29 protein-coding genes and 1 pseudogene are annotated in these 26,248 nt (G+C 71.5%); 19 read left to right on the top strand and 11 right to left on the bottom strand.

Features of this window, described 5'->3' with window-relative positions; genetic code table 11:
- Positions 1 to 45: 45 nt before the first annotated feature.
- The 8 genes and pseudogenes from ACZ7CD_RS32705 (at position 46) to hsaB (ending at position 7,585) form a co-directional block, all read left to right on the top strand.
- The gene (locus ACZ7CD_RS32705; RefSeq protein WP_470380425.1) at positions 46 to 1,524 is read left to right on the top strand and encodes an FAD-binding protein; all 1,479 of its coding nucleotides are present in this window, start codon (positions 46 to 48) and stop codon (positions 1,522 to 1,524) included.
- A 2-nt stretch (positions 1,525 to 1,526) separates the two neighbouring features.
- Positions 1,527 to 2,288 (top strand): 2-keto-4-pentenoate hydratase, encoded by a 762-nt coding sequence (locus ACZ7CD_RS32700; RefSeq protein ID WP_458434386.1) that lies wholly within the window; start codon positions 1,527 to 1,529, stop codon positions 2,286 to 2,288.
- A gap of 9 nt (positions 2,289 to 2,297) precedes the next feature.
- A complete protein-coding gene (locus tag ACZ7CD_RS32695) occupies positions 2,298 to 3,176 on the top strand; it encodes an acetaldehyde dehydrogenase (acetylating) (RefSeq protein WP_470380424.1) in 879 nt (292 codons plus the stop codon).
- A complete protein-coding gene (dmpG, locus tag ACZ7CD_RS32690; protein ID WP_470380423.1) occupies positions 3,142 to 4,152 on the top strand; it encodes a 4-hydroxy-2-oxovalerate aldolase in 1,011 nt (336 codons plus the stop codon). The genes ACZ7CD_RS32695 and dmpG overlap by 35 nt, the downstream gene beginning before the upstream one ends.
- Positions 4,149 to 5,315, top strand: coding sequence for a 3-hydroxy-9,10-secoandrosta-1,3,5(10)-triene-9,17-dione monooxygenase oxygenase subunit (hsaA, locus tag ACZ7CD_RS32685; protein WP_360389099.1), 1,167 nt, complete (start codon positions 4,149 to 4,151; stop codon positions 5,313 to 5,315). The genes dmpG and hsaA overlap by 4 nt, the downstream gene beginning before the upstream one ends.
- A gap of 1 nt (position 5,316) precedes the next feature.
- Positions 5,317 to 6,150, top strand: a pseudogene (hsaD, locus tag ACZ7CD_RS32680) (4,5:9,10-diseco-3-hydroxy-5,9,17-trioxoandrosta-1(10),2-diene-4-oate hydrolase); the annotation flags it as partial.
- The gene (gene hsaC / locus ACZ7CD_RS32675; protein WP_458431896.1) at positions 6,150 to 7,052 is read left to right on the top strand and encodes an iron-dependent extradiol dioxygenase HsaC; all 903 of its coding nucleotides are present in this window, start codon (positions 6,150 to 6,152) and stop codon (positions 7,050 to 7,052) included. The pseudogene hsaD and the gene hsaC, both read left to right, overlap by 1 nt.
- On the top strand, positions 7,016 to 7,585 hold the full coding sequence (gene hsaB / locus ACZ7CD_RS32670; RefSeq protein ID WP_360389093.1) for a 3-hydroxy-9,10-secoandrosta-1,3,5(10)-triene-9,17-dione monooxygenase reductase subunit: 570 nt from the start codon (positions 7,016 to 7,018) through the stop codon (positions 7,583 to 7,585). Before hsaC ends, hsaB begins: the two co-directional genes overlap by 37 nt.
- On the opposite strand, the gene ACZ7CD_RS32665 is transcribed toward hsaB, so the two are convergent.
- Complete coding sequence (locus tag ACZ7CD_RS32665) at positions 7,571 to 8,377, bottom strand: class I SAM-dependent methyltransferase (protein WP_470380422.1); 807 nt, start codon at positions 8,375 to 8,377, stop codon at positions 7,571 to 7,573. The two genes, hsaB and ACZ7CD_RS32665, sit on opposite strands and share 15 nt — an antisense overlap.
- Before the next feature lie 42 nt (positions 8,378 to 8,419).
- On the opposite strand from ACZ7CD_RS32665, the gene ACZ7CD_RS32660 reads away from it, so the two are divergent.
- The gene (locus ACZ7CD_RS32660; protein WP_360389086.1) at positions 8,420 to 8,812 is read left to right on the top strand and encodes a helix-turn-helix domain-containing protein; all 393 of its coding nucleotides are present in this window, start codon (positions 8,420 to 8,422) and stop codon (positions 8,810 to 8,812) included.
- Here the strand turns inward: ACZ7CD_RS32660 and ACZ7CD_RS32655 are convergent.
- The 5 genes from ACZ7CD_RS32655 to ACZ7CD_RS32635 are packed head-to-tail and all read right to left on the bottom strand — an operon-like array spanning position 8,694 to position 13,945.
- Positions 8,694 to 9,764, bottom strand: a complete 1,071-nt coding sequence (locus ACZ7CD_RS32655) for an acyl-CoA dehydrogenase family protein (RefSeq protein ID WP_470373731.1) — start codon at positions 9,762 to 9,764, stop codon at positions 8,694 to 8,696. The genes ACZ7CD_RS32660 and ACZ7CD_RS32655 overlap by 119 nt on opposite strands.
- Entirely contained in the window at positions 9,761 to 10,561 is an 801-nt protein-coding gene (locus tag ACZ7CD_RS32650; protein ID WP_470380421.1) for an acyl-CoA dehydrogenase family protein, read from the bottom strand. The genes ACZ7CD_RS32655 and ACZ7CD_RS32650 overlap by 4 nt, the downstream gene beginning before the upstream one ends.
- Positions 10,558 to 11,649 (bottom strand): acyl-CoA dehydrogenase family protein, encoded by a 1,092-nt coding sequence (locus ACZ7CD_RS32645; RefSeq protein WP_470370511.1) that lies wholly within the window; start codon positions 11,647 to 11,649, stop codon positions 10,558 to 10,560. The genes ACZ7CD_RS32650 and ACZ7CD_RS32645 overlap by 4 nt, the downstream gene beginning before the upstream one ends.
- Positions 11,649 to 12,479: an enoyl-CoA hydratase gene (locus ACZ7CD_RS32640; protein WP_470380420.1), complete on the bottom strand. Its 831-nt coding sequence runs from the start codon at positions 12,477 to 12,479 to the stop codon at positions 11,649 to 11,651. Before ACZ7CD_RS32640 ends, ACZ7CD_RS32645 begins: the two co-directional genes overlap by 1 nt.
- Entirely contained in the window at positions 12,476 to 13,945 is a 1,470-nt protein-coding gene (locus tag ACZ7CD_RS32635; RefSeq protein WP_470380419.1) for a FadD3 family acyl-CoA ligase, read from the bottom strand. Before ACZ7CD_RS32635 ends, ACZ7CD_RS32640 begins: the two co-directional genes overlap by 4 nt.
- Before the next feature lie 42 nt (positions 13,946 to 13,987).
- Between ACZ7CD_RS32635 and ACZ7CD_RS32630 the strand changes: the two genes are divergently transcribed.
- The 4 genes from ACZ7CD_RS32630 to ACZ7CD_RS32615 are packed head-to-tail and all read left to right on the top strand — an operon-like array spanning position 13,988 to position 17,567.
- A complete protein-coding gene (locus tag ACZ7CD_RS32630) occupies positions 13,988 to 15,073 on the top strand; it encodes an acyl-CoA dehydrogenase family protein (protein WP_470380418.1) in 1,086 nt (361 codons plus the stop codon).
- Entirely contained in the window at positions 15,070 to 15,813 is a 744-nt protein-coding gene (locus ACZ7CD_RS32625) for an SDR family oxidoreductase (protein ID WP_470380417.1), read from the top strand. Before ACZ7CD_RS32630 ends, ACZ7CD_RS32625 begins: the two co-directional genes overlap by 4 nt.
- A 14-nt stretch (positions 15,814 to 15,827) precedes the next feature.
- Complete coding sequence (locus ACZ7CD_RS32620) at positions 15,828 to 16,421, top strand: TetR/AcrR family transcriptional regulator (RefSeq protein WP_360389064.1); 594 nt, start codon at positions 15,828 to 15,830, stop codon at positions 16,419 to 16,421.
- Positions 16,422 to 16,433: 12 nt separating this feature from the next.
- The gene (locus ACZ7CD_RS32615; protein WP_470380416.1) at positions 16,434 to 17,567 is read left to right on the top strand and encodes an acetyl-CoA C-acetyltransferase; all 1,134 of its coding nucleotides are present in this window, start codon (positions 16,434 to 16,436) and stop codon (positions 17,565 to 17,567) included.
- Here the strand turns inward: ACZ7CD_RS32615 and ACZ7CD_RS32610 are convergent.
- Genes ACZ7CD_RS32610 through ACZ7CD_RS32595 form a run of 4 tightly spaced genes read right to left on the bottom strand, consistent with a single transcriptional unit; the run spans position 17,548 to position 20,843 of the window.
- Positions 17,548 to 18,600, bottom strand: coding sequence for an NAD(P)H-dependent flavin oxidoreductase (locus tag ACZ7CD_RS32610; protein ID WP_470380415.1), 1,053 nt, complete (start codon positions 18,598 to 18,600; stop codon positions 17,548 to 17,550). The genes ACZ7CD_RS32615 and ACZ7CD_RS32610 overlap by 20 nt on opposite strands.
- Positions 18,597 to 19,307, bottom strand: a complete 711-nt coding sequence (locus tag ACZ7CD_RS32605) for a CoA-transferase subunit beta (protein ID WP_470380414.1) — start codon at positions 19,305 to 19,307, stop codon at positions 18,597 to 18,599. Before ACZ7CD_RS32605 ends, ACZ7CD_RS32610 begins: the two co-directional genes overlap by 4 nt.
- Positions 19,304 to 20,101 (bottom strand): CoA transferase subunit A, encoded by a 798-nt coding sequence (locus tag ACZ7CD_RS32600; protein WP_470380413.1) that lies wholly within the window; start codon positions 20,099 to 20,101, stop codon positions 19,304 to 19,306. Before ACZ7CD_RS32600 ends, ACZ7CD_RS32605 begins: the two co-directional genes overlap by 4 nt.
- Entirely contained in the window at positions 20,076 to 20,843 is a 768-nt protein-coding gene (locus tag ACZ7CD_RS32595) for an enoyl-CoA hydratase family protein (protein WP_458431908.1), read from the bottom strand. Before ACZ7CD_RS32595 ends, ACZ7CD_RS32600 begins: the two co-directional genes overlap by 26 nt.
- 70 nt (positions 20,844 to 20,913) lie before the next feature.
- Here ACZ7CD_RS32595 and ACZ7CD_RS32590 point away from each other — a divergent pair, with 70 nt between their 5' ends.
- Genes ACZ7CD_RS32590 through ACZ7CD_RS32570 form a run of 5 tightly spaced genes read left to right on the top strand, consistent with a single transcriptional unit; the run spans position 20,914 to position 23,747 of the window.
- The gene (locus ACZ7CD_RS32590; RefSeq protein ID WP_470380412.1) at positions 20,914 to 21,675 is read left to right on the top strand and encodes an SDR family oxidoreductase; all 762 of its coding nucleotides are present in this window, start codon (positions 20,914 to 20,916) and stop codon (positions 21,673 to 21,675) included.
- Entirely contained in the window at positions 21,672 to 22,535 is an 864-nt protein-coding gene (locus tag ACZ7CD_RS32585; RefSeq protein WP_470380411.1) for an SDR family oxidoreductase, read from the top strand. The genes ACZ7CD_RS32590 and ACZ7CD_RS32585 overlap by 4 nt, the downstream gene beginning before the upstream one ends.
- Positions 22,536 to 22,579: 44 nt before the next feature.
- On the top strand, positions 22,580 to 23,083 hold the full coding sequence (locus ACZ7CD_RS32580) for a hypothetical protein (protein WP_470370520.1): 504 nt from the start codon (positions 22,580 to 22,582) through the stop codon (positions 23,081 to 23,083).
- Complete coding sequence (locus ACZ7CD_RS32575) at positions 23,062 to 23,265, top strand: DddA-like double-stranded DNA deaminase toxin (protein WP_470370521.1); 204 nt, start codon at positions 23,062 to 23,064, stop codon at positions 23,263 to 23,265. The genes ACZ7CD_RS32580 and ACZ7CD_RS32575 overlap by 22 nt, the downstream gene beginning before the upstream one ends.
- Positions 23,262 to 23,747 (top strand): Imm1 family immunity protein, encoded by a 486-nt coding sequence (locus tag ACZ7CD_RS32570; protein ID WP_470370522.1) that lies wholly within the window; start codon positions 23,262 to 23,264, stop codon positions 23,745 to 23,747. Before ACZ7CD_RS32575 ends, ACZ7CD_RS32570 begins: the two co-directional genes overlap by 4 nt.
- 15 nt (positions 23,748 to 23,762) lie before the next feature.
- Here ACZ7CD_RS32570 and ACZ7CD_RS32565 read toward each other — a convergent pair whose 3' ends face one another.
- Complete coding sequence (locus ACZ7CD_RS32565; protein ID WP_470370523.1) at positions 23,763 to 24,989, bottom strand: cytochrome P450; 1,227 nt, start codon at positions 24,987 to 24,989, stop codon at positions 23,763 to 23,765.
- A 128-nt stretch (positions 24,990 to 25,117) separates the two neighbouring features.
- Between ACZ7CD_RS32565 and ACZ7CD_RS32560 the strand changes: the two genes are divergently transcribed.
- On the top strand, positions 25,118 to 26,245 hold the full coding sequence (locus ACZ7CD_RS32560; RefSeq protein WP_470380410.1) for a steroid 3-ketoacyl-CoA thiolase: 1,128 nt from the start codon (positions 25,118 to 25,120) through the stop codon (positions 26,243 to 26,245).
- The last annotated feature ends 3 nt before the right edge of the window (positions 26,246 to 26,248 follow it).

Genomic DNA, 26,248 nt, shown 5'->3' with positions numbered 1-26,248 from the left:
TTCCAGGCGGTTCGGATCACCAAGAACGTGTTCCGGGAGGGTTGCGTGGAGGTCACCGCTGACGTGGTCGTCGCCGGCTTCGGCGCCGCCGGTGCGTGCGCCGCGCTCGAAGCCGCGGCCTCCGGTGCGTCCGTGGTGGTGCTGGACCGGTTCGCCGGCGGTGGCGCGACGGCGTTGTCCGGCGGGGTCGTCTACGCCGGTGGTGGCACGCGCCAGCAGGTCGAGGCCGGGGTCGCCGACACGCCCGAGTCGATGCACGCCTACCTCAGGCACGAGGTCCGCGACGCGGTGTCGGACGAGACGCTGCGCCGGTTCTGCCAGGACAGCGCGAAGATGCTGGCCTGGCTGGAGGACCAGGGCGTGCCGTTCGGCGCGCGGCTGTGCCCGTTCAAGACCTCCTACCCGACCGACGACTACCACCTCTACTTCTCCGGCAGCGAGACCGCCTGGCCCGACCCGGTGCCGCGCGGGCACCGGACCAGGGCGAAGGGCACGTCCGGGAGCGTCTTCTTCGCCCGGCTCGCCGAGGCCACCCGGCGCGCGGGGGTGCGGGTGATGACCCAGACGCGGGCCGTGGAGCTCGTCGTGGCCGACCGGGTGACCGGCGTGCGGTGCCGGACGCTGACCGGCCTGCCCCGAGCGCTGCACCGGGCGTTGTCGAGGGCCGCGGCCAAGCCGTGGCTCTACCTCCCACCGCTCGGGCGCGCACTGCACCGGGTCGCGGCGGCCGTGGAACGCCGGTTCGGCCGTGAGCTGACGGTGCACGCCCGGCGCGGCGTCGTCATCGCCGCCGGCGGGTTCATCGCGAACCGGGCGATGCTGCGCGACCACGCACCGGCCCACCGCGGCGGTCTCGCCCTGGGCACCCCCGGTGACGACGGCAGCGGCATCCGGCTCGGCACCGCCGCCGGTGGCACGACCGACCGGCTGGACAAGATCTCGGTGTGGCGGTTCGTCACGCCGCCCAGCGCGTTGCAACGCGGCATCCTCGTCGACATCGACGGTCAGCCGTTCGGCGACGCCACCCGCTACGGCGCGGCGATCGGCGACGAGATCATCCGGCGCGACGGCAAGGCGTGGCTGCTCGTCGACGACGACACGCTGAGCGTCGCCAAGGCCCAGGTCGGCACGCAGACCGCGCGCTTCCAGCGCTTCCAGGCCCGCTACCTGCTCTCCCGCGGCCTCGTCACCGCGCCGACGATCGAGGCCGCCGCCGAGAAGGCGGGCATCAGGGCACCGCAGGTCGAACCGTTCGGGCGGCCACCGTACTCGCTGATCGACGTCTCGGTGCGGTTCGACTCCTTCCGGCACGGCTTCGGTTACCCCTGCCCGATGCTCACCCTCGGCGGCTTGGTCGTCGACGAGCAGACCGGTGCGGTGCAGGGGGTGCGCGGCCTGTACGCGGCGGGCCGATCCGCGGTCGGGGTGTGCTCGGAGTCGTACGTCAGCGGCCTCGCGCTCGCCGACTGCGTCTTCTCCGGCCGGCGCGCCGGCCACCACGTGGCGAAGGAGGACCGGTGCTGACGATGGAGAAGAGGGCGGCGGCCGCACAGCTGCTGCGCACCGCCGAACGCGAGCGCGTGCCGATCACACCGCTGGTGGAGCTGTACCCGGACATCGACGTGGTCGACGCCTACGAGATCCAGCTGCTCAACGTGCGGCACCGCAACCGCGACGTCATCGGCCACAAGGTCGGCCTGTCGTCGCCGGCGATGCAGCAGATGATGGGCGTGGACGAACCCGACTACGGGCACCTGCTCGACGACATGCAGCTGCACGGCACCGCGGACGCCTCGGCGTACCTGTACCCGCGGGTCGAGGTGGAGATCGCGTTCCTGCTCGGCCACGACCTGCCCGGCGAGGGCTGCACGGTCGCGGACGTGCTCGCCGCCACCGAGTTCGTGGCACCCGCGATCGAGCTGATCGACAGCCGCATCGCCGACTGGCGGATCACGCTCCCCGACACCATCGCCGACAACGCCTCCTCCGCGGCGTTCGTCCTGGGCGGCGAACGCGTGCGGCCGTCCGATGTGGACATCCGCGGCGTCGAGGCGACCCTGGCGCGCAACGGGGAGCCGGTTGCCCAAGGCCGTGGTGACGCGGTGCTGGGTGATCCGGCGATCGCGGTGGCGTGGCTCGCGCAGAAAGTGGCCACGTTCGGCGTGCGGCTGCTGGCCGGCGACATCGTGCTGCCCGGCTCGTGCACGCGGGCGTTCGACGCGAAACCGGGAGACGAGTTCCGCGCCGAGTTCGCCGGACTCGGTTCTGTCGACCTGAAGTTCGAGTGAGGTGAACGGGTGAAGGCGGCCATCGTCGGGTCCGGCAACATCGGCACCGACCTGCTCTACAAGCTCCTGCGCTCACCGACGCTGGAACCCCGCTGGATGGTGGGCGTCGACCCGTCCAGCGAGGGCCTGCGGCGAGCGCGCGAGGCGGGTCTGGAGGCCACGGCCGAGGGCGTGGACTGGTTGCTGCGCCAGGACGAGCTGCCCGACGTCGTGTTCGAGGCGACCTCGGCCGCGGTGCACCGGGCCAACGCCCCGCGCTACGCCGAGGCCGGCATCCGGGCCGTCGACCTGACCCCCGCCGCGGTCGGCCCGTACGTGGTGCCGCCGGTCAACCTGCGCGAACACCTCGGCGCACCGAACGTCAACCTGATCACCTGCGGCGGCCAGGCCACGATCCCGGTGGTGCACGCCGTGTCACGGGTCGTGCCGGTCGAGTACGCGGAGATCGTCGCCAGCGTCGCGTCGGTGTCCGCCGGACCGGGCACACGCGCGAACATCGACGAGTTCACCCGCACCACCAGCCGCGGCATCGAGACGATCGGCGGCGCCGGCCGCGGCAAGGCGATCATCGTGCTCAACCCGGCCGACCCGCCGATGATCATGCGCGACACCGTCTTCTGCTCGATCCCCGAGGACGCCGACCCGGACCCGATCACCGACTCGATCACCCGGATGGAGACCGACCTCCGCGCGTACGTCCCGGGGTTCCGGCTGCTGCGCGAGCCGCAGTACGACCCCGGCCGCGTCGCGATCTTCGTCGAGGTCGCGGGAGCGGGCGACTTCCTGCCGCCCTACGCCGGGAACCTCGACATCATGACGGCCGCCGCGACCAAGGTGGGGGAGGAGATCGCCGATGCAGTTGCGGCTGACCGACACGTCTCTGCGTGACGGCTCGCACCACAAGCGCCACCGGTTCACCGTCGACGACGTGCGCTCGATCGTCGGCGCGCTCGACGACGCCGGGGTGCCGGTCATCGAGGTCACCCACGGCGACGGGCTGGGCGGGTCGTCGTTCACCTACGGCTTCAGCCGCACACCGGAGCAGGAGCTGATCAAGACCGCGGTGGCCACGGCCCGGCAGGCCAGGATCGCCGTGCTGATGCTGCCGGGCGTCGGCGTCAAGGACGACATCCTGGTGTCGCAGGACAACGGCGCGTCGATCGTGCGGATCGCCACGCACTGCACCGAGGCCGACGTGTCGGTGCAGCACTTCCAGCTCGCCCGCGAACGCGGGCTGGAGACCGTCGGGTTCCTGATGATGGCGCACTCGCGGCCACCGGAGGCGTTGGCACGTCAAGCGAGGATCATGGCCGACGCCGGGTGCCAGTGCGTCTACGTGGTGGACTCGGCCGGCGCGCTGGTGCTGGAGCAGGTGTCCGACCGGGTGGCCGCGCTGGTGGCGGAGCTGGGGGACGACGCGCAGGTCGGGTTCCACGGGCACGAGAACCTCGGGCTGAGCGTCGCGAACTCGGTCGCCGCGGCACGGGCGGGCGCGAAGCAGATCGACGGCAGCGTGCGCGGGTTCGGCGCGGGAGCGGGCAACACGCCGCTGGAGGCGTTCGTCGGCGTCTGCGACAAGCTCGGGTTCACCACCGGCGTCGACTTCTTCAAGATCGTCGACGCGGCCGAGGACGTCGTGCGGCCGGTGATGCCCGAGGAGTGCCTGCTCGACCGGATGGCGCTGATGATGGGGTACGCGGGCGTCTACTCCAGCTTCCTCAAGCACGCCTACACCCAGGCGGAGCGCTACGGCGTGTCCGGCGCGGAGCTGCTCGTGCGCGCCGGTCGGCGCGAGCTCGTGGGTGGCCAGGAGGACCAGCTGATCGACATCGCACTGGAGCTGAGCAGGGAGGAGGCCCGATGAGCGAGGAGATCCTCGGCAAGGTGCGGGAGCTGCTGCCCGCGCTGCGCGAGCGCGCGGCGGAGGCCGAACAGCTGCGCAGGGTGCCGCCGGAGTCGGTGAAGGCGTTGCAGGAGACCGGGTTCTTCCGGATGCTGCAACCCGTGCGCTGCGGCGGGTTCGAGACGCACCCGGTCGCGTTCTACACCGCGGTCAAGATGATCGCGAGCGCCTGCGGGTCCACGGGCTGGGTCTCGTCCGTGCTGGGCGTGCACCCGTGGCACGTCGGGCTGTTCGACGTGAAGGCGCAGGACGAGGTGTTCGGCGAGGACCAGGACACCCGCATCTCCTCCTCCTACGCACCGACCGGCAGGGCGACCGCCGTGGAGGGCGGGTTCCGGTTCAGCGGCAGGTGGAGCTTCTCCTCCGGCTGCGACCACGCCACGTGGGTGCTGCTCGGCGGACTGGTGATGAACGACGAGGGAAAGCCCGTCGACTTCCGCACGTTCCTGCTGCCGATCGCCGACTACACGATCAACGACGTGTGGGACACGGTCGGCCTGCGCGGCACGGGCAGCAACGACATCGTGGTGTCCGACGTGTTCGTGCCCGAGCACCGCACGCTGAGCATGGCGCACACCGCGCGGTGCCAGTGCCCCGGCCAGGAGGTCAACCCCGGACCGTTGTTCCGCATGCCGTACGGGACGATCCACCCGTACGCGATCACCGCGCCGATGATCGGCATGGCGGCCGGCGCGTACGAGCTGCACGTCAACGCCACGCGCGAGCGCGTCCGTGCCGCCTACCTGGGCGAGAAGGCCGTCGACGACCCGTTCGCGCAGGTCCGGATCGCCACGGCGGCCAACGACATCGACACCGCGTGGTGGCAGCTCGAGAAGGACGTCGACGACGAGTGGGAGCACGCCGTCGCCGGCACGAGGATTCCGGTCGAGCTGCGCCTGCGGGCGCGCAGGGACCAGGTGCTGGGCAGCGCGCGGGCCCTCTCCGCGATCGACCGGCTCTTCGAGAGCGCGGGCGGCAAGGCGATCAACGCGAACCTGCCGTTGCCCCGGTTCTGGCGTGACGCCCACGCCGCACGGGTGCACGCGGCCAACGACCCGGAGCGCTCGCTGGTGATGTTCGGCAAGAACGAGCTCGGCATCCCAGTCCGCGACGGCCTGTTCTGACCGCAACGGGAAGCTGCAGAGGAGAGACATGGTTCGGTTGCACTACCACGAGGCCGGCGCCGACCACGCCGAGACGCTGGTGCTGCTGCACGGCGGCGGGCCGGGTGCGTCGGCGCTGAGCAACTTCGACCGCACCATCCCGGTGCTCGCCAAGTCGTTCCGGGTGCTGGCGGTGGACCAGCCGGGGTTCGGTGAGTCGGAGAAGCCGACCGAGCACGGCCAGTACTTCACCCACGCCGCCGAGGCGCTGCGCGGGCTGCTCGACGACCTCGGGGTGGAGAAGGCACATCTCCTCGGCAACTCACTCGGCGGCGGCACGGCCGTGCGGTTCGCACTGGACCACCCGCAACGCGCCGGACGGCTGGTCCTGATGGGACCGGGTGGCCTGTCGCTCAACGTCTTCGCACCCGACCCGACCGAGGGCGTGCGCAAGCTCAGCGCGTTCGCCAAGGACCCGACGCGGGAGCGGATCGAGGAGTTCCTGCGGATCATGGTGTTCGACCAGTCGCTGATCACCGACGAGCTGATCGACGAACGGTTCGCCGCCGCGTCCCGGCCGGAGTCGCTGAAAGCCATGGTCGCGATGGGGAAGTCGTTCTCCGGACCGGACTTCGAGCAGGGCATGCTCTGGCGCGAGGCCCACAGGCTGCGCCAACGGGTGCTGCTCGTGTGGGGCCGCGAGGACCGGGTCAACCCGCTCGACGGCGCCCTTGTCGCGTTGAAGCTGATCCCACGCGCACAGCTGCACGTGTTCGGCGGGTGCGGGCACTGGGCGCAGCTGGAGAAGTTCGACGAGTTCAACCGGCTCGCGGCAGACTTCCTCTTGGAGACGTGATGGGCATCCGATCGCTGGGCTACCTGCGGATCGAGGCCACCGACATCGGCCGGTGGCGCGAGTTCGGGTTGAAGGTGCTCGGGCTCGTGGAGGGCAAGGGCTCGACCGAGGGCGCGCTGTACTTCCGGATGGACGACTTCCCGGCCCGGCTGGTGATCGTGCCCGGTGCGGCCGACCGGCTGCTCGCCTCCGGCTGGGAGGTCGCGACCGAGGCCGAGCTGGACGAGGTCGCGAAACGCCTGGCGTCCGCGGGCGTCGCGGTCGTCGAGGGCACGGCCGACGAGCTCGCCGAACGCCGGGTCACCGGGATGGTCAAGTTCGAGGACCCGTCCGGCAACACGCTGGAGGTGTTCCACGGCGCCGCCCTGGAGCACCGGCGGGTGGTGTCCCCGTACGGGCACCGGTTCGTCACCGAGGACCAGGGCCTCGGCCACGTCGTGCTGTCCACCTCGGACGACGAGGCCGCGCTGCACTTCTACCGCGACGTGCTCGGGTTCCGGCTGCGCGACTCGATGCGGCTGCCCCCGCAGTTCGTCGGCAGGCCCGCCGACGGGCCACCGGCGTGGCTGCGGTTCTTCGGCTGCAACCCGCGCCACCACAGCCTCGCGTTCCTGCCGATGCCCACCCCGTCCGGGATCGTGCACCTGATGATCGAGGTGGAGAGCACCGACGACGTCGGGCTGACGCTGGACCGGGCGTTGCGGCGCAAGGTGCCGATGTCGGCGACGCTCGGCCGGCACGTCAACGACCTGATGCTGTCGTTCTACCTGAAGACACCCGGCGGGTTCGACGTCGAGTTCGGCTGCGAGGGACGGCAGGTGTCCGATGAGGACTGGATCGCGCGAGAGAGCACGGCGGTGAGCCTGTGGGGTCACGACTTCAGCGTGGGGCACCGGGGATAGCGCGCTTCCGGTCGGTCCTGGGGCACTTCTGCACCGGCGTGACCGTGGTGACGGGCATGTCCGCGACCGGCCCGGTGGGGTTCGCCTGCCAGTCGTTCGCGGCGTTGTCGCTGGACCCGCCGCTCGTGCTGTTCTGCCCGCAGCGCACGTCGGGCAGCTGGGCGGCGATGTCCCCGGCCGGGGCGTTCTGCGTGAACGTGCTCGCCGAGGACCAGCGGGAGCTGTCGGCGGTGTTCGGCCGGGCAGGGGCGGACAAGTTCGCCGGCGTCGCGTGGTCCCCGTCGGGCACCGGTGCTCCGGTGCTCGGCGGGGCGCTCACGTGGGTCGACTGCCGGGTCACGACCGTGCACGAGGCCGGCGACCACTACGTCGTGATCGGCGAGGTCGTCGAGCTCGGACCGCAACGCGACGCACGACCGCTGCTGTTCTACCGCGGCCGGTACGCCGCGCAGGCCGATCTCGACCCGCGCGGCCGGTCCGGCGAGGTGCTCGACACCCTCCTGACCTGGCAGCGCCAGTCAGAGTGGAGCTGACGCCGTGACCCGCCAGGTCGCCGTCGGGAAGCTGACCTCGCCGTCGTGCACGAACTCGTCGAACGCGCCGCGCACCCGGTCGAGAACCCGGTCGCGGTCCTGCTCGGGTGCCTCCCGCAGGGCGCGGCTGACCGGGCCCATGTTCGTCAGGTACGGCAGCAGCACCTCCTCGGGCAGCCGGGCGGTGCGGTCGATCGGCGTGACCTCGACGTCCGCCCAGCCGTCGAGGACCTCGCGGACCCGCGCCGGATCGGCGAGCGAGAACGGCCCCGGCCCGTCCAGGTCACGCGCGGGCATGCCGGGCAGGATCTCCCTCGCCACGCGGTCGCCGGTGAGCATGAACGGGTTCTCCTCCTGCGCCCGCCACGTGATGAAGCACAGCTCACCACCCGGTTCGACGGCCGTGCGCAGGTTCGTGAACGCCGCGCCGGGGTCGGCGAAGAACATCACGCCGAACCGCGACACGACCAGGTCGAACCGCTGCTCGAACACGTGCGTCTGCGCGTCGGCCAGCAGGAACTCCGCCTGCCCGTGCTCCCGCGCCGCCGCGACCATCGACTCGGCGATGTCGACCCCGACGCACTCCGCACCGGTGGCCGCGGCGACCGCCCGCGTCACCCCGCCGGTGCCGCACCCGACGTCGAGCACCCTCCTGCGCGGCCGCTCCGCCGCCTTCTCGACCAGCAGTTCCTCGAACGGCCGCAGGATCTGGCCCACGGTGTCCTGCACCCGCGCCCAGCCCTGCCCCGACGTGTTCCACAGCGCCGCCTGCTCGGCGTTGACCTCTGCCATGCTCCTACCGTCCTACTTCAAGTCGACTTGAGGTCAAGTGTCGTGGACGAGATCGCCATCGGCGAGGTGGTGCGCCGCTCCGGCGTGCCCGCCTCCACCCTGCGCTACTACGAGGAGCGCGGCCTGATCGCCTCGACCGGCCGTCGCGGCCTGACCCGCGTGTTCCCGGCGTCGGTGCTCGGGCAGCTCGCGCTGATCGCCGTGTGCCGCAACGTCGGGTTCTCGCTCGACGAGATCGCCCGGATGCTGGCCCGCGACGTGTCGAACCTCGACCGGGCGATGCTGTCGGGCAAGGCCGACGAGCTGGACGCGATGATCACCCGGATGACGGTGATGCGCGACCGGCTCCGCCACGCCGCCGCCTGCCCCGCTCCCAGCCACGCGGAGTGCCCCGCGTTCCAGCGGATGCTGCGCGAAGCCGGCCCAGGCGCGTGAGGTGCTGCTGCGGGCTGCCGAACAGCTGCGCGCTGCCGTGCGCCCGCTTGAAGTACAGGTGCGCGTCGTGCTCCCAGGTGATCGCGATGCCGCCGTGCAGCTGGATCATCTCGGCGGCGACCTTCTGGAACGCCTCCGAGCAGTAGACCTTCGCGACCGCGGCCGAGACCTCGTCGGACGCCGCCTCCGCCGCCGACCGGGCGGTCTCGACGAGGACGTGCAGGTCGGCCATCCGGTGCTTGAGCGCCTGGAACGAGCCGATCGGCTTGCCGAACTGGACGCGGGTCCTGGTGTGCTCGACGGTGAGCTCCAGCGCCCGTTGCGCCGCACCGACCTGCTCCGCGGCCAACGCCGCGTACGCGACGTCCTGCACACGCGGGTCCCACGGCCCGAGCCGCGCGCCTTCGGCATCGGCGAGGTGGACGGCCGCGAGCCGCCGGGTCGGGTCCATCGCCGGGGTGTGCCGCCGGGTCACGCGCGGCTGGCAGGGATCGACCTCGTAGAGCGAAGTGCCGTTGACGACCAGCAGCACCTCTGCGAGGTCACCGTCCACGACGTGGTTCGCCGTCCCGGTCAGGTCGCGGATCTCCGCTTCCCACGGCCACACGAGCGCCGCGACCGCCCCGCCGGCGATGCGCGGCAGCAACCGGGCGCACGCCTTGGCGTTGCCGGTGGCCAGCAGTGCCTGGCTCGCCAGCGTCGAGGACAGCAGCGGCGCCGGGGTCAGCGTGCGCCCGAGCTCCGCCAGCACCACGTGCGTCTCGGCGAGCCCCGCCCCGGCCCCGCCGTAGTCCTCGGGCACGGCGAGCCCCGCGACGCCGACCTCCCCGCACAGCTTCGCCCACAACGCCGTGTCGTACCCGGCCGGTTCCTCGATCGCCGACCGCACATCGGAGTGCTTGGCCAGCAACGCGCGCACGGAGTCCCGCAACGCGACCTGTTCCGGTGTCACAACGCCTCCAGCACGCGGTTCCGGTGGAACGACAGGCTGCCCCACGCGGTGCGCAGGGCCCGGGTCCGCATCAGGAACCGGCTCAGCTCGTACTCGGCGGTGTAGCCGATCGCGCCGTGCACCTGCAACGCGGTCCGTGCCGCCCGCCAGGCCGCCTCGGAGGTGGCGACCTTGGCGGCCGACACGTCCCGCGGGGCCATCGTGACCGCCGCGCCGAACACCAGCGGCCGGGCCAGCTCCAGTCCGATGAGGACGTCCGCGAGGTGGTGCTTGACCGCCTGGAACGACCCGATCGGCCTGCCGAACTGGACGCGGGTCTTGGCGTGCGCGGTCGTGAGCTCGAGCATCGCACGGCCCAGGCCCAGCAGCTGGGCCGAGCACGCCAGGACGCCGAGGTCGAACGCACGAGCGGCGGGGACGTCGGTGGCGACCACCGGGCCGCCCGTCACCTCGACGAGCGTCCGCGCCGGGTCGACGGACGCATGGGTGGTCACGGGCGTGGCCTCGCGCAGGGTGGTGCCCTCGACCAGGTGGTACCGCTCCGCCTCGACGGCGTGCGGCACGTGCGGCGGGAACGCCACCGAACCACCGATCCCGAGCGCCGGTCCCACCGCGTACGTCTCCACCACCGGCCCGTCCACCGCGTGGTGGCCCAGCTCCTCGAACACCACCACCAGGTCCACCGGGTCCGAGACGTCCCCGACCCCCACCGCCGCCAGGTCCCGCCGCCCCTGCGCCAGGAACCCGTGCAGCACCGCCCCGAAGTCGGCCTGCTCGGCCGAGAGCGCGAACCTCATCGCGGCAGCCCCAAGATCCGTTCGGCGACCACGTTGCGCTGCACCTCGTTGGTGCCCGCGTAGATCGGACCGGACAGCGAGAACACCCACCCGTCCCGCCAGTCCGGCGCCACCTCGCCGAGCAGGTCCAGCGCCGTCTCGTGGATCGCGACGTCCAACTCCGACCAGAACACCTTCGTCACGCTCACCTGCGGCCCCGACGGCGGGGCCTCCACCGCGCCGAACGTGTGCAGCCGGTACGCCTGCGCCCCGATCCACGCGTCCACCACCCGGTCGCGCACCGCCGGGTCCGGCCGTTCCCGGTACAGCTGGACCAACCGCGCCGCCGCCGCGACGAACCGCCCCGGACTGCGCAACGTCAGCCCGCGTTCGCTGCTCGCCGTGTTCATCGCGACCCGCCACCCGTCGCCGGGCTCGCCGATCACGTCCTCGTCGGGCACGAACACGTCGTCCAGGAAGACCTCCGCGAACCCCGGCTCACCGCCGAGCTGCCGGATCGGCCGCACGGTGACCCCGGGCGCGCGCAACGAGAACATCAGGTACGTCAGCCCGCGATGACGGCCCTCGGGACCGGTGCGGAACAGGCCGAACGCCCGGTCCGCGAACGCCGCCCGCGAGCTCCACGTCTTCTGCCCGCGCACCGACCAGCCGCCGTCACAACGCACCGCCGTGCTGCGCAACGACGCCAGGTCGCTGCCGGACTCCGGTTCCGACCACGCCTGCGCCCACACCTCGTCCGCGCGGGCCATCGCGGGCAGCAGCCGCTCGCGCTGCTCGTCGGTGCCGAACGCGAACAGCGTCGGCGCCAGCAGGAAGATCCCGTTCTGCGACACCCGGCCCGGCGCGCCCGCGGCGTGGTACTCCTCCTCGAACACCAGCCACTGCACCAGCGACGCGTCCCGGCCGCCGAACTCCGCCGGCCACGACACCACCGACAACCGCTCGGCGGCCAGCTCCCGTTCCCACGCCCGGTGCTCCTCGAACCCGGCCGCGGTGTCCATGGAGGACAACGGCCGGACGTGCGAGCGCAACCACGACCGCACCTCGTCGCGGAACTCGGTCGTCGCGTCGTCCAGGTCGAGGTCCATCAGCCCGACGCCTCCTTCATCGACCGCGCGTCCATCCCCGCCAGGGCGTCCGCGCCGACCTCGGCGTTGTGCGCGTGCGCGAAGTGGTGCAGCCCGAACACCGAGTCCATGCCGGCGCGCATCCCCATCAGGTCCTCCGACTGGTTCACCGCCCGTTTCGCGAGCGCCAGGCCGAACTGCGGCATCGCCGAGATCCGCCCGGCCAACGCGAAAGCCGCTTCTTCCAGCTCCGCGCGCGGCACGACCCGTGACACCATGCCCCACTCGTAGGCGCGTGCGGCGGAGAAGCGGTCACCCGTGAACAGCACCTCCTTCGCCGCCCGCGGCCCCAGCACCCACGGGTGCGCGAAGTACTCGACGCCGGGAATTCCCATCCGCACCACCGGGTCGGCGAAGAACGCGTCCTCGGCGGCCACGACCAGGTCGCACACCCACGTCAGCATCAGCCCGCCCGCGACGCACGCCCCCTGCACCATCGCGATCATCGGCTTCGGGATCTCCCGCCACCGCCGGCACATGCCCAGGTAGACCTCCATCTCCCGCGCGTACCTGAGGTCACCGCCGGGACGGCCGACGTGGTCCCACCACATCACCGCGCGTCGCTCGAACGACCGGTCCACGTCCCGGCCGGGCGAGCCGATGTCGTGGCCCGCGGAGAAGTGGTCACCGGCACCGGCCAGCACGATGACCTTGACCTCGGCGTCGTCCACCGCGCGCGTGAAGGCCTCGTCCAACGCGTAGGTCATCGCCGAGTTCTGCGCGTTGCGGTACTCCGGCCGGTTCATGGTCACGACGGCGACCGCGCCCCGCCGCTCGTACGAGACAGTCACGCGTTCTCCTTGCGCAGTAGGCTCTTCAGGACCTTGCCGCCGGCGTTGCGGGGGAGTGCGGGCACGAACTCGACCGCACGCGGCACCTTGTAGTTCGCGAGCAGCGACCGGCAGTGCTCGACCACCGCCGGCTCGGTGAGCGACCGGCCGGGTGCGGTCACCACGAACGCCTTCCCGACCTCGCCGAGCCGCCCGTCGGGCATGCCCACGACCGCCGACTCGGCCACCCCCGGCAACCGGGCCAGCGCCTGCTCGACCTCGGCCGGGTAGACGTTGAACCCGCCGCAGATGTACATGTCCTTCAGCCGGTCCGTGATCGACAGGTACCCGCGCGAGTCGACGCGCCCCACGTCGCCGGTGTGCAGCCAGCCGCCGGCGTCGACCGCCAGCGCCGTCGCCTCCTCGTCGTCCAGGTACCCGAGCATCACGTTCGGCCCGCGCAGCAGCACCTCGTCCCGCTCGCCCAGCCGCAGTTCGAACCCGGCCACCGGCGCCCCGCACGTGGTCGCCACGGTCTGCGGCGAGTCGTCCGGCCGGCACATCGTCGCCACCACGGCCTCGGTCAGCCCGTAGGCCGTCAGCACGGTCTCGAACAGCTCCCGCATCCGTTCGACCAGCACCACGGGTACCACCGCGGCCCCGGTCACGGCGAGCCGCAGCGACGACAGGTCGAACGACGACCGCTCGGGGTGGTCGAGCACCGACTGGAAGATCGTCGGAGCCCCCGGCAGCACGGTGATCCGCTCCCGTTCGACCAGCCGCATCGTCTCGACGACGTCGAACACCGGTTGCGGCACGATCGTCGCGCCGGTCAGCAGGCAGGCGAGGATTCCGGCCTTGTACCCGAAGGTGTGGAAGAAGGGGTTGACGACCAGGTACCGGTCACCCGCCGACAGCGACCCGCAGTCCGCCCACGCCCGCGCGACCCCGAGCGACTGCCGGTGCGCGCTCATCGCGCCCTTGCTGCGTCCGGTCGTGCCCGACGTGAACATGATGTCGCAGACCTGGTCGGGCTCGATCGCAGGCAGCTCCACCGCAGCGCCCGGCCACTCGAACGGCAGTCGCACCACCACGTCCGGCAGCGGCGACCCCGTCAACTCGGCCAGCCGGTCCCGCCCCAGGAACGACCCCTCGACGACGAACGCGCGCACCTTGCCGCGCACCAGCACGTCCAGCGTCTCGGCAGCGGTGAACCGGGTGTTGATCGGCACCAGCGCCGCGCCCGCGCACAACGCCCCCAGCGCCGCCACGACCCAGCGGTGGCTGTTCGGCGCGCACAACGCCACCCGGTCGCCCGGCCGCACACCCATCCCCGCGAGCGAGCGCGCTGCGACGTCAACCGCCGAACGAAGCTCGGTGAAGGTGAGCCGGACTTTCCCGTCCACCAACGCTTCCGCTTTACCGTGCAGTGCCGCCGCCCGGTCGAGCACCGCTGAAACCGTGTGCCTGCTTGGATCGATCGCCATCGCGCCTCCAAAGCAAGTGCTTGGTAGGTTAGAGTATGGCGCATGGAGCACTTCCGGCGCGAGGTGCGGGAATGGTTGTCCGCCAACCTCGTCGGCGAGTTCGCCGAACTGCGCGGCCTGGGCGGGCCGGGTCGTGAGCACGAGGCGTTCGAGCAGCGGTTGAGGTGGGACCGGCACCTGGCGGCCCACGGGTGGACGGCGCTCAGCTGGCCCGGCGAGCGCACGATCGACGAACAGGTCGTGTTCCACGAGGAGTACGCGAGGGCGAACGCGCCGGCGCGGGTGAACGTCGTCGGCGAGGGCCTGCTGGGTCCGACGCTGTGCGCGTTCGGCACACCGGAGCAGCAGCGGCGGTTCCTGCCGAAGATCCGCGCGGTGGAGGAGCTGTGGTGCCAGGGCTACTCCGAACCCGGCGCCGGCTCCGACCTCGCGTCGGTCAGCACGCGGGCCGAGCTCGTGAACGGCCGGTGGGTGGTCACCGGCCAGAAGGTCTGGACCTCGCTCGCGCACGTCGCCGACTGGTGCTTCGTGCTCGCGCGGACCGAACCGGGCTCGCGGCGCCACCACGGCCTGTCGTACCTGCTCGTGCCGATGGACCAGCCCGGCGTAGAGGTCCGCCCGATCCGCCAGCTCACCGGCACCTCGGAGTTCAACGAGGTGTTCTTCAACGGCGCCGTGACCGCCGGGGAGAACGTCGTCGGTGAACCCGGTGAGGGCTGGAAGATCGCGATGGCGACCCTCGGGTTCGAACGCGGTGTCGCGATGCTCGGCCACCAGGTCGCGTTCCGGCGCGAGCTGGACGAGCTGATCGCGCAGGCACCCGGTGAGCCGGTGCTGCAGGACCGGCTCACCAGGGCGTGGGTCGACCTGCACGTCATGCGCTCGCACACGCTGCGGACCCTCGGCGACGAACCCGGCCCCGAGGCGTCGGTGCTGAAGCTGTTCTGGTCCGGCTGGCACAGGAGGCTCGGAGAGCTCGCCATGGACGTCCTCGGCCCGGCCTCGATGCTCGACGGCAACCCGCACCAGGCGCTGTTCCTGTTCAGCCGCGCGGAGACGATCTACGGCGGCTCCGACGAGGTCCAGCGCGAGATCATCGCCCACCGCGTGCTGGGACTGCCCCGGTGAAGGGCCACGACCTGCTCGCGAGCAAGGTCGTCGTGGTCACCGCGGCGGCCGGCACGGGCATCGGCTCGGCCACCGCGCGCCGGTGCCTGGAAGAGGGCGCGACCGTCGTGATCAGCGACTGGCACGAGCGCCGGCTCAGGGAAACCCACGAGTCGCTCGGCGCCCACCACGCGGTCCCGTGCGACGTCACGAACGAGGACCAGGTGCGGGCGCTGGTCGACCAGACCGTCGAGCGGTTCGGCCGGATCGACGTCATGGTCAACAACGCCGGCCTTGGCGGCGAGAGGTCGGTCGTGGACATGACCGACGACGAGTGGTCGCGCGTGCTGGACGTGACGCTGAACGGCACCTTCCGCTGCACGAGGGCGGCGTTGCGCCGAATGGTCGCCCAACGAAGCGGTGTCGTCGTCAACAACGCGAGTGTGATCGGCTGGCGGGCGCAGAGGGGTCAAGCCCATTACGCCGCAGCGAAAGCGGGTGTGATGGCGTTGACGCGGTGCGCCGCGATGGACGTGGCCGAGCACGGCATCCGGGTGAACGCGGTCGCTCCGAGCTTGGCCGCGCACCCGTTCCTGAGCAAGGTCACCAGTGAGGAGTTGCTGACGGAGCTCGCGTCCAGGGAGGCGTTCGGGCGCGCCGCCGAGCCGTGGGAGGTCGCGAATGTGATCGTGTTCCTCGCGAGCGACTACTCGGCCTACCTGACGGGCGAGGTCGTCTCGGTGAGCAGTCAGCACCCGTGAGAGAGGAACGAACGATGAGTGGGCGGCGCCAGGAGCTGCTCGCGTTGGCGGCGAGGATGTTCGCCGAACGCGGGTACGGGCAGACGACGGTGCGCGACATCGCGGACGCGGCGGGCATCCTGTCCGGCAGTCTCTACCACCACTTCGACTCGAAGGAGTCGATGGTGGACGAGATCCTGCGGTCGTTCCTCGACGAGCTGTTCACCCGCTACCGCGAGGTCGTCGACGCGGGACTCGGGCCGAAGCAGACGCTGAAGGCGCTGGTCGTGGCGTCGTTCGAGGCGATCGACACCCGGCACGCCGAGGTCGCGATCTACCAGAACGAGTCGAAGCACCTGGCCGGCCTGGAGCGGTTCTCGTACGTGGACGACCGCAGCGTCGAGTTCCGCAAGCTGTGGACCGTGCTGCTGGAGGACGGCATCCGGGCCGGGGTGTTCCGCGCCGACCTCGACGTGGACCTGGCCTACCGCTTCATCCGCGACACCGTGTGGGTGGCCGTGCGCTGGTACCGGCCCGACGGCGAGCTGTCCGCGGAGACCGTCGCCGAGGAGTACCTGGCGATCTTGCTCGACGGAATTGCAACAGGGCGCCGGAGGGCGAAGACGTAGAGGAGGGCCCTCGTGGCCGAGGCGTACATCATCGAAGCTGTGCGGACCCCGGCGGGACGGCGCGGCGGCGTGCTGAGCCACGTGCACCCGGCCGATCTCGGCGCGCACGTGATCACCGCGCTGCTCAACCGGGTCGACGTCGACCCGACCGACGTGGACGACGTGGTGTTCGGCTGCGTCGACACGGTCGGGCCGCAGGCGGGGGACATCGCGCGCACGGCATGGCTCGCGGCCGGGTTCCCCGAGCAGGTGCCGGGGGTGACGGTCGACCGGCAGTGCGGTTCCAGCCAGCAGGCCGTGCACTTCGCGGCGCAGGCGGTGATGAGCGGGACGGCCGACTTCGTGGTCGCGGGCGGCGTGCAGAACATGTCGCAGGTGCCGATCGGGTCGGCCATGACGGTCAACCCGCACGCCGGCTGCCAGGGCTGGCAGCACCGCTACGGCGACGAGGAGGTCAACCAGTTCCGCTCGGCCGACCTGATCGCGGTGCGGTGGGACCTGTCGCGCCGGGAGATGGAGGAGTTCGCGCTGCGGAGCCACCTGCGGGCGTTGACGGCGATCAAGGAGGGCCGGTTCGACCGGGAGATCGCACCGGTCGACGGGGTGGTGCACGACGAGTGCCCGCGACCGGACACGAGCGTGGAGAAGATGGCGGCGCTCGAGCCGCTGCGGCCCGACGGGCGGACGACGGCGGCGTTGTCGAGCCAGATCTCCGACGGTGCCTCGGCGGTGCTGGTGGCGTCGGAACGGGCCGTGCGCGAACGCCGGTTGACCCCGCGGGCCCGCGTGCACCACCTGTCGGCGCGCGGGTCCGACCCGGTCTACATGTTGACCGCGCCGATCAGGGCGACGAGGTACGCGCTGGAACGGACCGGAATGTCCATTGCGGACATCGACCTGTTCGAGGTCAACGAGGCGTTCGCGTCGGTGCCGCTGGCATGGGCCAAGGAGCTGGGCGTCGACCTGGCGAAGGTCAACGTCAACGGGGGAGCGCTCGCGCTGGGCCACCCGATCGGCGCGACCGGCACGAAGCTGTTCACGACGTTGCTGCACGAGCTGGAGCGCACCGGCGGCCGGTTCGGGTTGCAGACGATGTGCGAGGGCGGCGGTCAGGCGAACGTGACGATCATCGAACGACTCGGGTGAGGTTGCCGATGATCTCCTCGGCGTCGGTGACGATGCCGGAGATCAGCTCGGCGCAGGTCGGCAGGTCGTCGAGCAGCCCGACGACCTGACCGGCCGCGAGCACGCCCGCGCCGGTCCGGCCCTCGACGAGACCGGCGCGCAGCAGCATCGGCGTGTTCGCGGCCATGACGACCTGGGACCAGGTGAGGTCCCTGCTGTGCTTCAGCGCGAGGCCGTCGCGGAGCATCGCGCGCCAGGACAGGCCGGTGTGGGAGCGGAGCCTGGCCGCGTTGGTCAGCGCTCTGACCAGGCTGCTGACGCGGCCGGACCGTTCGAGGTGGTCGACGAGGTCGGTGCGCAGGACGCGGTGGGGCAGGCCGTCGACGCGGGTGGTGACGACCGTGCCGCCCAGGTCCCGGTGCAGGTAGGCCTGCTTGACGGCGTCCGGCACGGTGCTTTCCCGCGTGAGCAGGAACCGGGTGCCCATGGCGATGCCCGCCGCGCCGTACGCGAGGGCGGCGGCGAGGCCCCGGCCGTCGAAGAAGCCACCGGCGGCGACCACCGGGATGTCGACGGCGTCCAGGACGCTGGGCAGCAGCAACGTCGTGGCGACGCCGCCGGTGTGCCCGCCGCCCTCCCCGCCCTGCACGACCACGGCGTGCGCACCCCACCGCGCGACCTTCTCGGCGTGCCGGGCCGCGCCGACCGACGGGATGACGACCGTGCCGGCGTCGGCGAGCTTGGCGATCATGTCGGGTTTCGGGGCGAGCGCGAAGGAGGCGACCCTCACCCGTTCGCGGATCAGCAGGTCGACGCGTTCGCCCGCGTCGTGCGCGTCGGCGCGGAGGTTGACGCCGAACGGTTGCGCGGTGCGGGCGCGGGTCTCCTTGATGGCGGCTTCGAGCTCGGTGCACGTCATGGTCGCCGAGGCGAGGATGCCGAGGCCGCCCGCTTCGGCCGTGGCGGACACCAGCCGCGGTCCGGCGACCCAGCCCATCCCGGTCTGCACGACCGGGTGTCGCACACCGACGAGCTCGGTCAGCGCGGTCTTCACCGGACCTCCCTCTCCCGCTCGGCGTCCGGGTCGAGCCGGGTGCGGATCAGCTCCAGCTCCTCGCCGGTGGGCAGGCGGGTCTCGGTGACGTCGCCGGCGGTGAGCGGGAACGACGTCTGCTGCTGCACCTCGTCCACGGAGGCGCCGGGGTGCACGGAGACCAGCCGCATCGAGCGGTCCGGGGTGGCGAAGTCGAGCACGGCGAGGTTCGTGACCACCCGGTGGACGTCGTGGAACGGGCCGACCGCGCGGTCGTAGCCCACGCCGGAGACCACGTCGACCTTGTCGACGAACACCCGGGTGCTGTGCTTGGGCACCCAGTAGCTGGTGCGGTGGTTGATCGTGTTGCCGGGTGCGCCGCGGAACCCGAGCAGCTGCCGCGTGGGCCTGGCGTGGTCGCCGATCGCGGAGATGTTCTGGTTGCCGAACCGGTCGACCTGGTTCGCGCCCATCACGACGTGCCGGCGGCCGTGCGCGACGACGTCGAACACCTTCCGGTACGGCAGCCATCCCTCCACAGTGGACTCCGGTGTGAGCAGGAACGCCTCGCCGTCGCTCAGCAGCAGGTCCGGTTCGGTGGTGAGCCGCGCGAGGCGGGCACCGAGCGAGGCGATGAGGCCCATCGGGCTGGCGAGCACCTCCCCGGCACCGGCGAACAGGTCGGCGCAGGCCACGACGCAGACCTCGGCACGCGTGACGTCGCTCATCCCAGGAACCTCCGGTAGAAGTCCGGCCACTGCTCGGGGTTGGCCGCTGCGGCGGCGTACTCGCGTTGCGCGGCCTCGTCACGGGGGTAGTCGGGCACGCAGCTCGTGAACCCCGCGCCGCCCGGTGCCTCGACGACGCCGTCGACCATCATCCGGTTGAGCAGCAGGGTCTGCGGTGCTCCGTCGAACCGCTCGACGATCCGCTCGCACGAGACGTACCGGCGGTCGGCGGCCAGGCAGAACAGGTCGTCGAAGTACGGGTCCGGCCCGAGGTACTGGGCGTTGCCGTGCCGGTCCGCGCGGTTGAGGTGCACGAGCGCCACGTCCAGCTTGATGGCGGGCATGGCGACGAGCTCCTCGCCGTCGTCGTAGGGGGAGCGGACCGTGCGGATCTCGGGCGCGCACCTGAGCACGTCCGACCCCAGCCCGGCGCGGATCGGCAGGAACGGCAACCGGTGCGCTGCCGCCCTGAGCCCGACCTGGAACATGCCCTCGTCCAGCTCCAGCACCGCGATCGCACCGGTCTCGCGCGCCCGTTTGAACCACGGGTCGTAGGCGATGGTGTCGAGCGAGACGAACCCGTAGACCAGTTTGCGGACCTTGCCGGCCGCGCACAGCAGACCGACGTCCGGGCCGCCGTAGGAGACGATCGTCAGGTCCTTGGCCGGTGTTGTGAGGAGCGCCTTGACCAGGGCCATCGGTTTGCGCCGCGAGCCCCAGCCGCCGATGCCGACGGTCATCCCGTCCTCGATCCCGCCGACGACCTCGTCAGCCGTCATTCGCTTGTCGCGCATGGTTCCCGTCCACGAAGGCCTGCCGGGCGCGGTCGGACGCGCCGGTGAGGTTCAGCTCGAAGGTGAAGCCCTGCTCGAAGCGGTAGCTCGTGTGCACCCGCTGCGGGTCGATGCCGTTGATCGCCTCCTTGGCCCTGCGGATCACCGCGGTGTCCTTCCGCGCGATCTCCCGCGCCAGCTCGCGAGCGGCGCCGCCGAGTGCGTCTCCGGGTACCACCCGGTACACGCTGCCGTGGTGGTGCAGCTGGGCGGCGGTGACGTTGGACGCCGTGTAGTAGAGCGCGCGCATGAGGTGCTGCGGCACGAGCCGGGCCAGGTGCGTCGCCGCACCGAGCGCACCCCGGTCGACCTCGGGCAGGCCGAAGTAGGCGTCGTCGGAGGCGATGACGACGTCCGCGTTGCCCACCAGCCCGACCCCGCCGCCGAGGCAGAACCCGTGCACCGCCGCGATGACCGGCACCGCGCACTCGTACACCGCCCCGAACGCCTTGGCGCAGCCCCGGTTCGCCGCGACCAGCGCGTCGTACCCCGGCGTCCGCTGCATCTCCTTGAGGTCGACCCCGGCGCAGAACCCGCGGTTCTCGGCCCGCAGGACCACCACCCGCGCGTCCTCGTCCTCGCCCGCGGACGTGATCGTCTCGGCCAGCTCGAACCACCCGCGCGCCGGCAGTGCGTTGACCGGGGGGAAGTCGATGGTCACTTCGACGACGCCGCTTTCGGTGTGGCTGCTGGATATCCCCATCGCGCCGCCTTCCAAACCAAGCGATTGCTTGGTAACTTAGCAGTGCCGGAGCGACCGGGGTAGGTGCGGAGTGGAACTCGACCTCGACGGATCAGTGGTCCTGGTGACGGGCGGCGTGCAGGGTGTCGGCGCCGGCATCACCCGCGCGTTCCTGGCGGCCGGTGCCGTGGTGGTGACCTGCGCCCGCCGTCCCGCCGAGGTACCGGGCGCGTCTTTTGTCCCGTGCGACGTCCGGGACGCAGACCAGGTCGCCGCGCTGGTGTCCTCGATCGTCGCGCGGCACGGCCGGCTGGACGCGGTGGTGAACAACGCGGGCGGTGCGCCGTTCGCCCTCGCGGACCAGGCCTCGCCGCGGTTCCACGAAAAGGTCGTCGAGCTGAACCTCCTGGCGCCGCTGCTGGTGTCGCAGGCCGCGTACGCCGTGATGCGCGACCAGGAGGGTGGCGGCTCGATCGTGATGGTCAGCAGCATCAGCGGCCGCCGTCCCTCTCCCGGCACCGCGGCTTACGGTGCCGCCAAGGCCGGTCTGGAGAACCTGACCGCCTCGCTTGCCGTCGAATGGGCGCCACGGGTCCGTGTGAACGCTCTGGCCGTGGGTCTCGTACGCACCGAACAGTCCCACCTGCACTATGGCGATGAAGCCGGTATCGCGGCGGTCGCGCGCACCGTGCCGTTGGGCCGTCTCGCGTCACCGGACGAGGTCGGCGCGTGTGCCGTGTTCCTCGCTTCACCGCTTGCTTCTTACGTCACGGGCGCGACCCTGCCGGTGCACGGCGGGGGAGAGGTGCCCGCCTTCCTGGCCGCCGCCCAGACCGACGGGGGTTCGTCATGACGTTGTGCGAGGACCGGGTCGTGGTCGTCACGGGTGCGGGCCGCGGCATCGGCCGCGCGCACGCCTTGGCGTTCGCCGAAGCCGGTGCGCGGGTCGTGGTGAACGACCTGTCGGCTGAGGTGGCCGGCGAGGTGGCGGCTCAGATCGGTCCGCGGGCGGTGGTGAACACCGACGACGTGGGCACCTGGGCGGGCGCTCGCCGGGTGGTCGAGGCGGCTGTGGACGCGTTCGGCGGCGTGGACGTGCTCGTGAACAACGCGGGCGTCGTGCGCGACCGCATGATCGTGAGCTGCGCCGAGGACGAGTGGGACGAGGTCGTCCGCGTGCACCTCAAGGGCCACTTCGCACCCCTGCACCACGCGGCGGCGCACTGGCGCGCCGTGGCGAAGGCCGGCGGCACGGTGTCCGGCCGGGTGATCAACACGTCCTCGGGCGCGGGCCTGTTCGGCAGCGTCGGCCAAGCGAACTACTCGGCCGCCAAGGCGGGCATCGCGGCGCTGACCCTGGTGGCGGCGGCGGAACTGGCCCGCTACGGGGTCACGGTGAACTCGATCGCCCCCGCCGCCCGCACCCGCATGACCGAGCACGTGTTCGACACGATGGCCGCGCCGGACCACGGCTTCGACGCGATGGCACCGGAGAACGTGTCACCGCTGGTGGTGTGGCTGGGCAGCGCGGAGTCCGGTGACGTCACCGGGAAGATGTTCGAGGTCGACGGCGGGCGGATCTGCCTGGTCGACGGGTGGCAGCGGGGGCGGGAGGCCGACAAGGGGGAGCGGTGGGCGCCGGAGGAGCTCGGGCCGGTGGTGCGCGACCTGGTGGCCGGCCACCGGCCGGTGCCGGTGTACGGCGCTCGGTGAGGTCGACGACCAGCGGGGGCCGTTGATCGGTGCCACCATGGTGCGTGGCGTCGTTCGAGGAGGTCGCCGCCGAGCTGGCACAGGTGGCTGACGTGGCGCGGAAGGTGATCGCCGCTGTGCGCGAGGCCGGCAAGGCGGCGCAGGAGGCCGTGGACCTGGTCGCGGCAGCCACGCGCGGAGCACGACACCTCGAAGGAGAGGCCGACCAGGTCGTGCGGTGCTGGACCGAGGTCGTCACGGCCACCGGGCAGTTGGCCCAGGTCCTCGCGGCTGCCTGTCAGGCGGTCGACCGGCTCCATCGGAGCTTTTCCGGCCGCGCTCCCGCTACGGCGGAGTCAGCCCAGCCGGCCACGTGGGCCGGTCGGCAGCGCACCCAGCTGCCTGCCCATGTCACGAGCGGTGTCTACCGCGACGAGGACGGCCACAGCGATCTGGTCCAGAGCGGAGGCGAACCAACGGTGAGGACCGGGAGATCGCACGGCACCTGGTGGCGATCGGCCGAGTCCGGCCCCGGACGTTCCTCGCTGTGGCGCAGCACGTCGAGATGAAGGTGGGCTGGCGCATGCGCGCGTCTGGTGTGCAAGCTGCGGAAGTGGTCGTCAACAACCGGCTGTGCGAAGGCCGCCTGTCCTGCTTCGAACTGCTGCCGCACGTGCTGCTGCCAGGTCAAACGCTGGTCGTCCATGATCCGGTAAGGTCGTACACGTTCCACGGGAGGGGCACTCGGTGAGCTACACGCTTGACGTCTGGTACTACCGCGAGGACGACCGCAGCGGTCCGGGGAACACCCCGGTCACGATCACCTCCAGCGCTGAGCTGGAGGACGTGCTGACCCACGTCCTGAACCACCCGCAGCCGCACCCGGCGCAGATCGTCGCCCGTGAACGCCCCGTGGTCGGCCCGCACGACGAGCCGGACACCCTGATCAAGCTGGCCGTCGCACCGCTGGAACAGGTGGGCGCCCTGCTGTTCCTGGGGCCCGAGTCCTGGGTGCCACCCGTCGATGGCGACACCTCCACCGGTGTGTACGCGACCCGCGCCGAAGCGCCCGTTCCCGGCGCCCCGACGCTCTACGTCGACACCGACACCAAGACGCCGTTCCCGACCGACGCGGCCCTGCCCGTCCCGCACCTGCTCGCCGCCCTGGAGGAGTTCCGCCAGACCGGCGAGCGCCCGACGTGCGTGGAGTGGCAGGAGACCCAGGTCTCCTGACCGGCGGCTCCGGCCTCAGCTGTACTCGACCTGGAACTCCTTGATCCCGTTCAACCACCCCGACCGCAGCCGCCGCGGTGCCCCGGCCTCCCGGATGTCCGGCATGTGGTCCGCGATGGCGTTGAAGATCAGGTCGATCTCCAGCCGCGCCAGGTTGGCCCCGATGCAGAAGTGGGCGCCGTTGCCGCCGAACCCCAGGTGCGGGTTGGGGTCGCGGGTGATGTCGAACCGCTCCGGGTGGTCGAAGACCTCCTCGTCGAAGTTCGCGGACGAGTAGAACAGGCCGACCCGCTGGCCCTTCTTGATCTCCACGCCGCTGAGCGAGGTGTCCTGGGTCGCGGTGCGCTGGAACACGACCACCGGCGTGGCGTAGCGGACGATCTCGTCGGCGGCGGTGGCCGGGCGTTCGGCCTTGAAGAGCTCCCACTGGTCGGGGTGGTCGAAGAACGCCTTCATGCCGTGCGTGATGGCGTTGCGGGTGGTCTCGTTGCCGGCGACGGCCAGCAGCAGCACGAAGAAGCCGAACTCCTCCGACTTGAGGCCCGCACCGTCCACATCGGCCTGGACGAGCTTCGTGACGATGTCCTCGCGCGGGCACGAACGGCGGTCCTCGGCCATGGTCCAGGAGTAGCCGAGCAGCTCGGTCGCGGCGGTCAGCGGGTCGTCGTCGATCTCCGGGTCGTCGTAGGAGATCATCTGGTTCGACCAGTCGAAGATCTTGCGGCGGTCCTCCTGCGGGACGCCGATCAGCTCCGCGATCGCCTGCAGGGGCAGTTCGCACGCGACGTCGGTGACGAAGTTGCCGGAGCCCTTCTCCTTCGCCTCGGTCACGATCTGCTCGGCCCTCGCGCTCAGGGCCGCGCGCAGACCGTTGATCGCCCTGGGCGTGAAGCCGCGGGAGATGATGCCGCGCTGTTTGGTGTGCACCGGCGGGTCCATGTTCAGCAGCAGGAGCCGCTGCATCTCGATGCGGTCGCGCGGCAGGTCGTCGGCGAACCGGATGATCGCGGTGTTCTCCCAGCTCGAGAAGAGCTCGCTGTTGCGCGACACCTCCTTGACGTCGGCGTGCTTCGACACGACCCAGAACCCGTCGTCGGCGAACCCGCCCTGACCGTGCGGGTGGGCGTTCCACCAGATCGGCGCGGTCTGCCTGAGCTCGGCGAACTCCTCGAACGGCAGGCGGGTCGCGTACATGTCGGGGTCGGTGAAGTCGAAGCCCTCCGGGATGCGCGGCTTGCTCACGAGCACCTCCTAGCTGTAACGCGTTCTAACCGATTCAAACACGGTTGTAGCTTGTGGTGAAGCCCCCATGCGGCCAAGCTGGTCAGCAAAAGGAACGTGTTCTAGTTCTTTGGCGAGGGGAGGCCCGCGTGGGGAGTCCGGTGATCGTGGGAGCGGTGCGCACGCCCATCGGCAAGCGTGACGGCTGGTTGTCCGGTCTGCACGCCGCCGAGCTCCTCGGTGCGGTACAGCGGGGTCTGCTCGACCGGACCGGAGTCGACCCGTCCGCTGTAGAACAGGTCATCGGCGGCACGGTCACCCAGGCGGGTGAACAGTCCAACAACATCACGCGCACGGCCTGGCTGCACGCCGGACTGCCGCGGACGACGGGCTGCGCCACCGTCGACTGCCAGTGCGGGTCGGCGCAGCAGTCCACCCACCTGGTCGCCGGCCTGGTCGCCACCGGCGCGATCGACGTGGGCATCGCCTGCGGGGTCGAGGCGATGAGCCGGGTGCCGCTGCGGGCCAACATCGGCGACTCCGGGATGCCGCGGCCCGAGTCGTGGAGCATCGACCTGCCCGACCAGTTCGTGGCGGCCGAACGGGTGGCCGCCCGCCGCGGCATCGGGCGCGAGGAGGTCGACCGGTTCGGCGTCGCCTCGCAGACCAAGGCCCGCCGGGCGTGGGCAGAGGGGCGGTTCGCCGCCGAGGTGGTGCCGGTCAAGGTCGGGCAGGAGCTCGTCGACACCGACCAGGGCCTGCGCGAGACCAGCCTCGAGAGGCTGGCGGCGTTGAAACCGGTGGTCCCCGGCGGCGTGCACACGGCGGGCACGTCCTCGCAGATCTCCGACGGCGCCAGCGCGGTGATGGTCGTCGACGAGGCCTGGGCGCAGGCCCACGGGCTGCGGCCGCGGGCCCGCATCGTCACGCAGTGCCTGGTCGGGTCGGACCCGTACTACCACCTGGACGGGCCGGTGGACGCCACGAACCGGCTGCTCGACCGCAGCGGCATGAAGATCGGCGACATCGACCTGTTCGAGGTCAACGAGGCGTTCGCGTCCGTCGTGCTGTCGTGGGCGGCGGTGCACCGGCCCACCCTCGACCGGGTCAACGTCAACGGCGGCGCCATCGCGCTCGGGCACCCCGTCGGCAGCACCGGCACCCGGCTGATCACCACGGCGTTGCACGAGCTGGAGCGCAGGGACGGCACGACGGCGTTGGTCACGATGTGCGCGGGTGGTGCGCTGGCGACCGGGACGATCATCGAACGGCTCTAGATT

This window comes from Lentzea sp. NPDC036949 (assembly GCF_055608075.1).
Note: the sequence above shows the minus strand (reverse complement) of the source record. Positions and strands in the feature narration are given on the sequence as shown.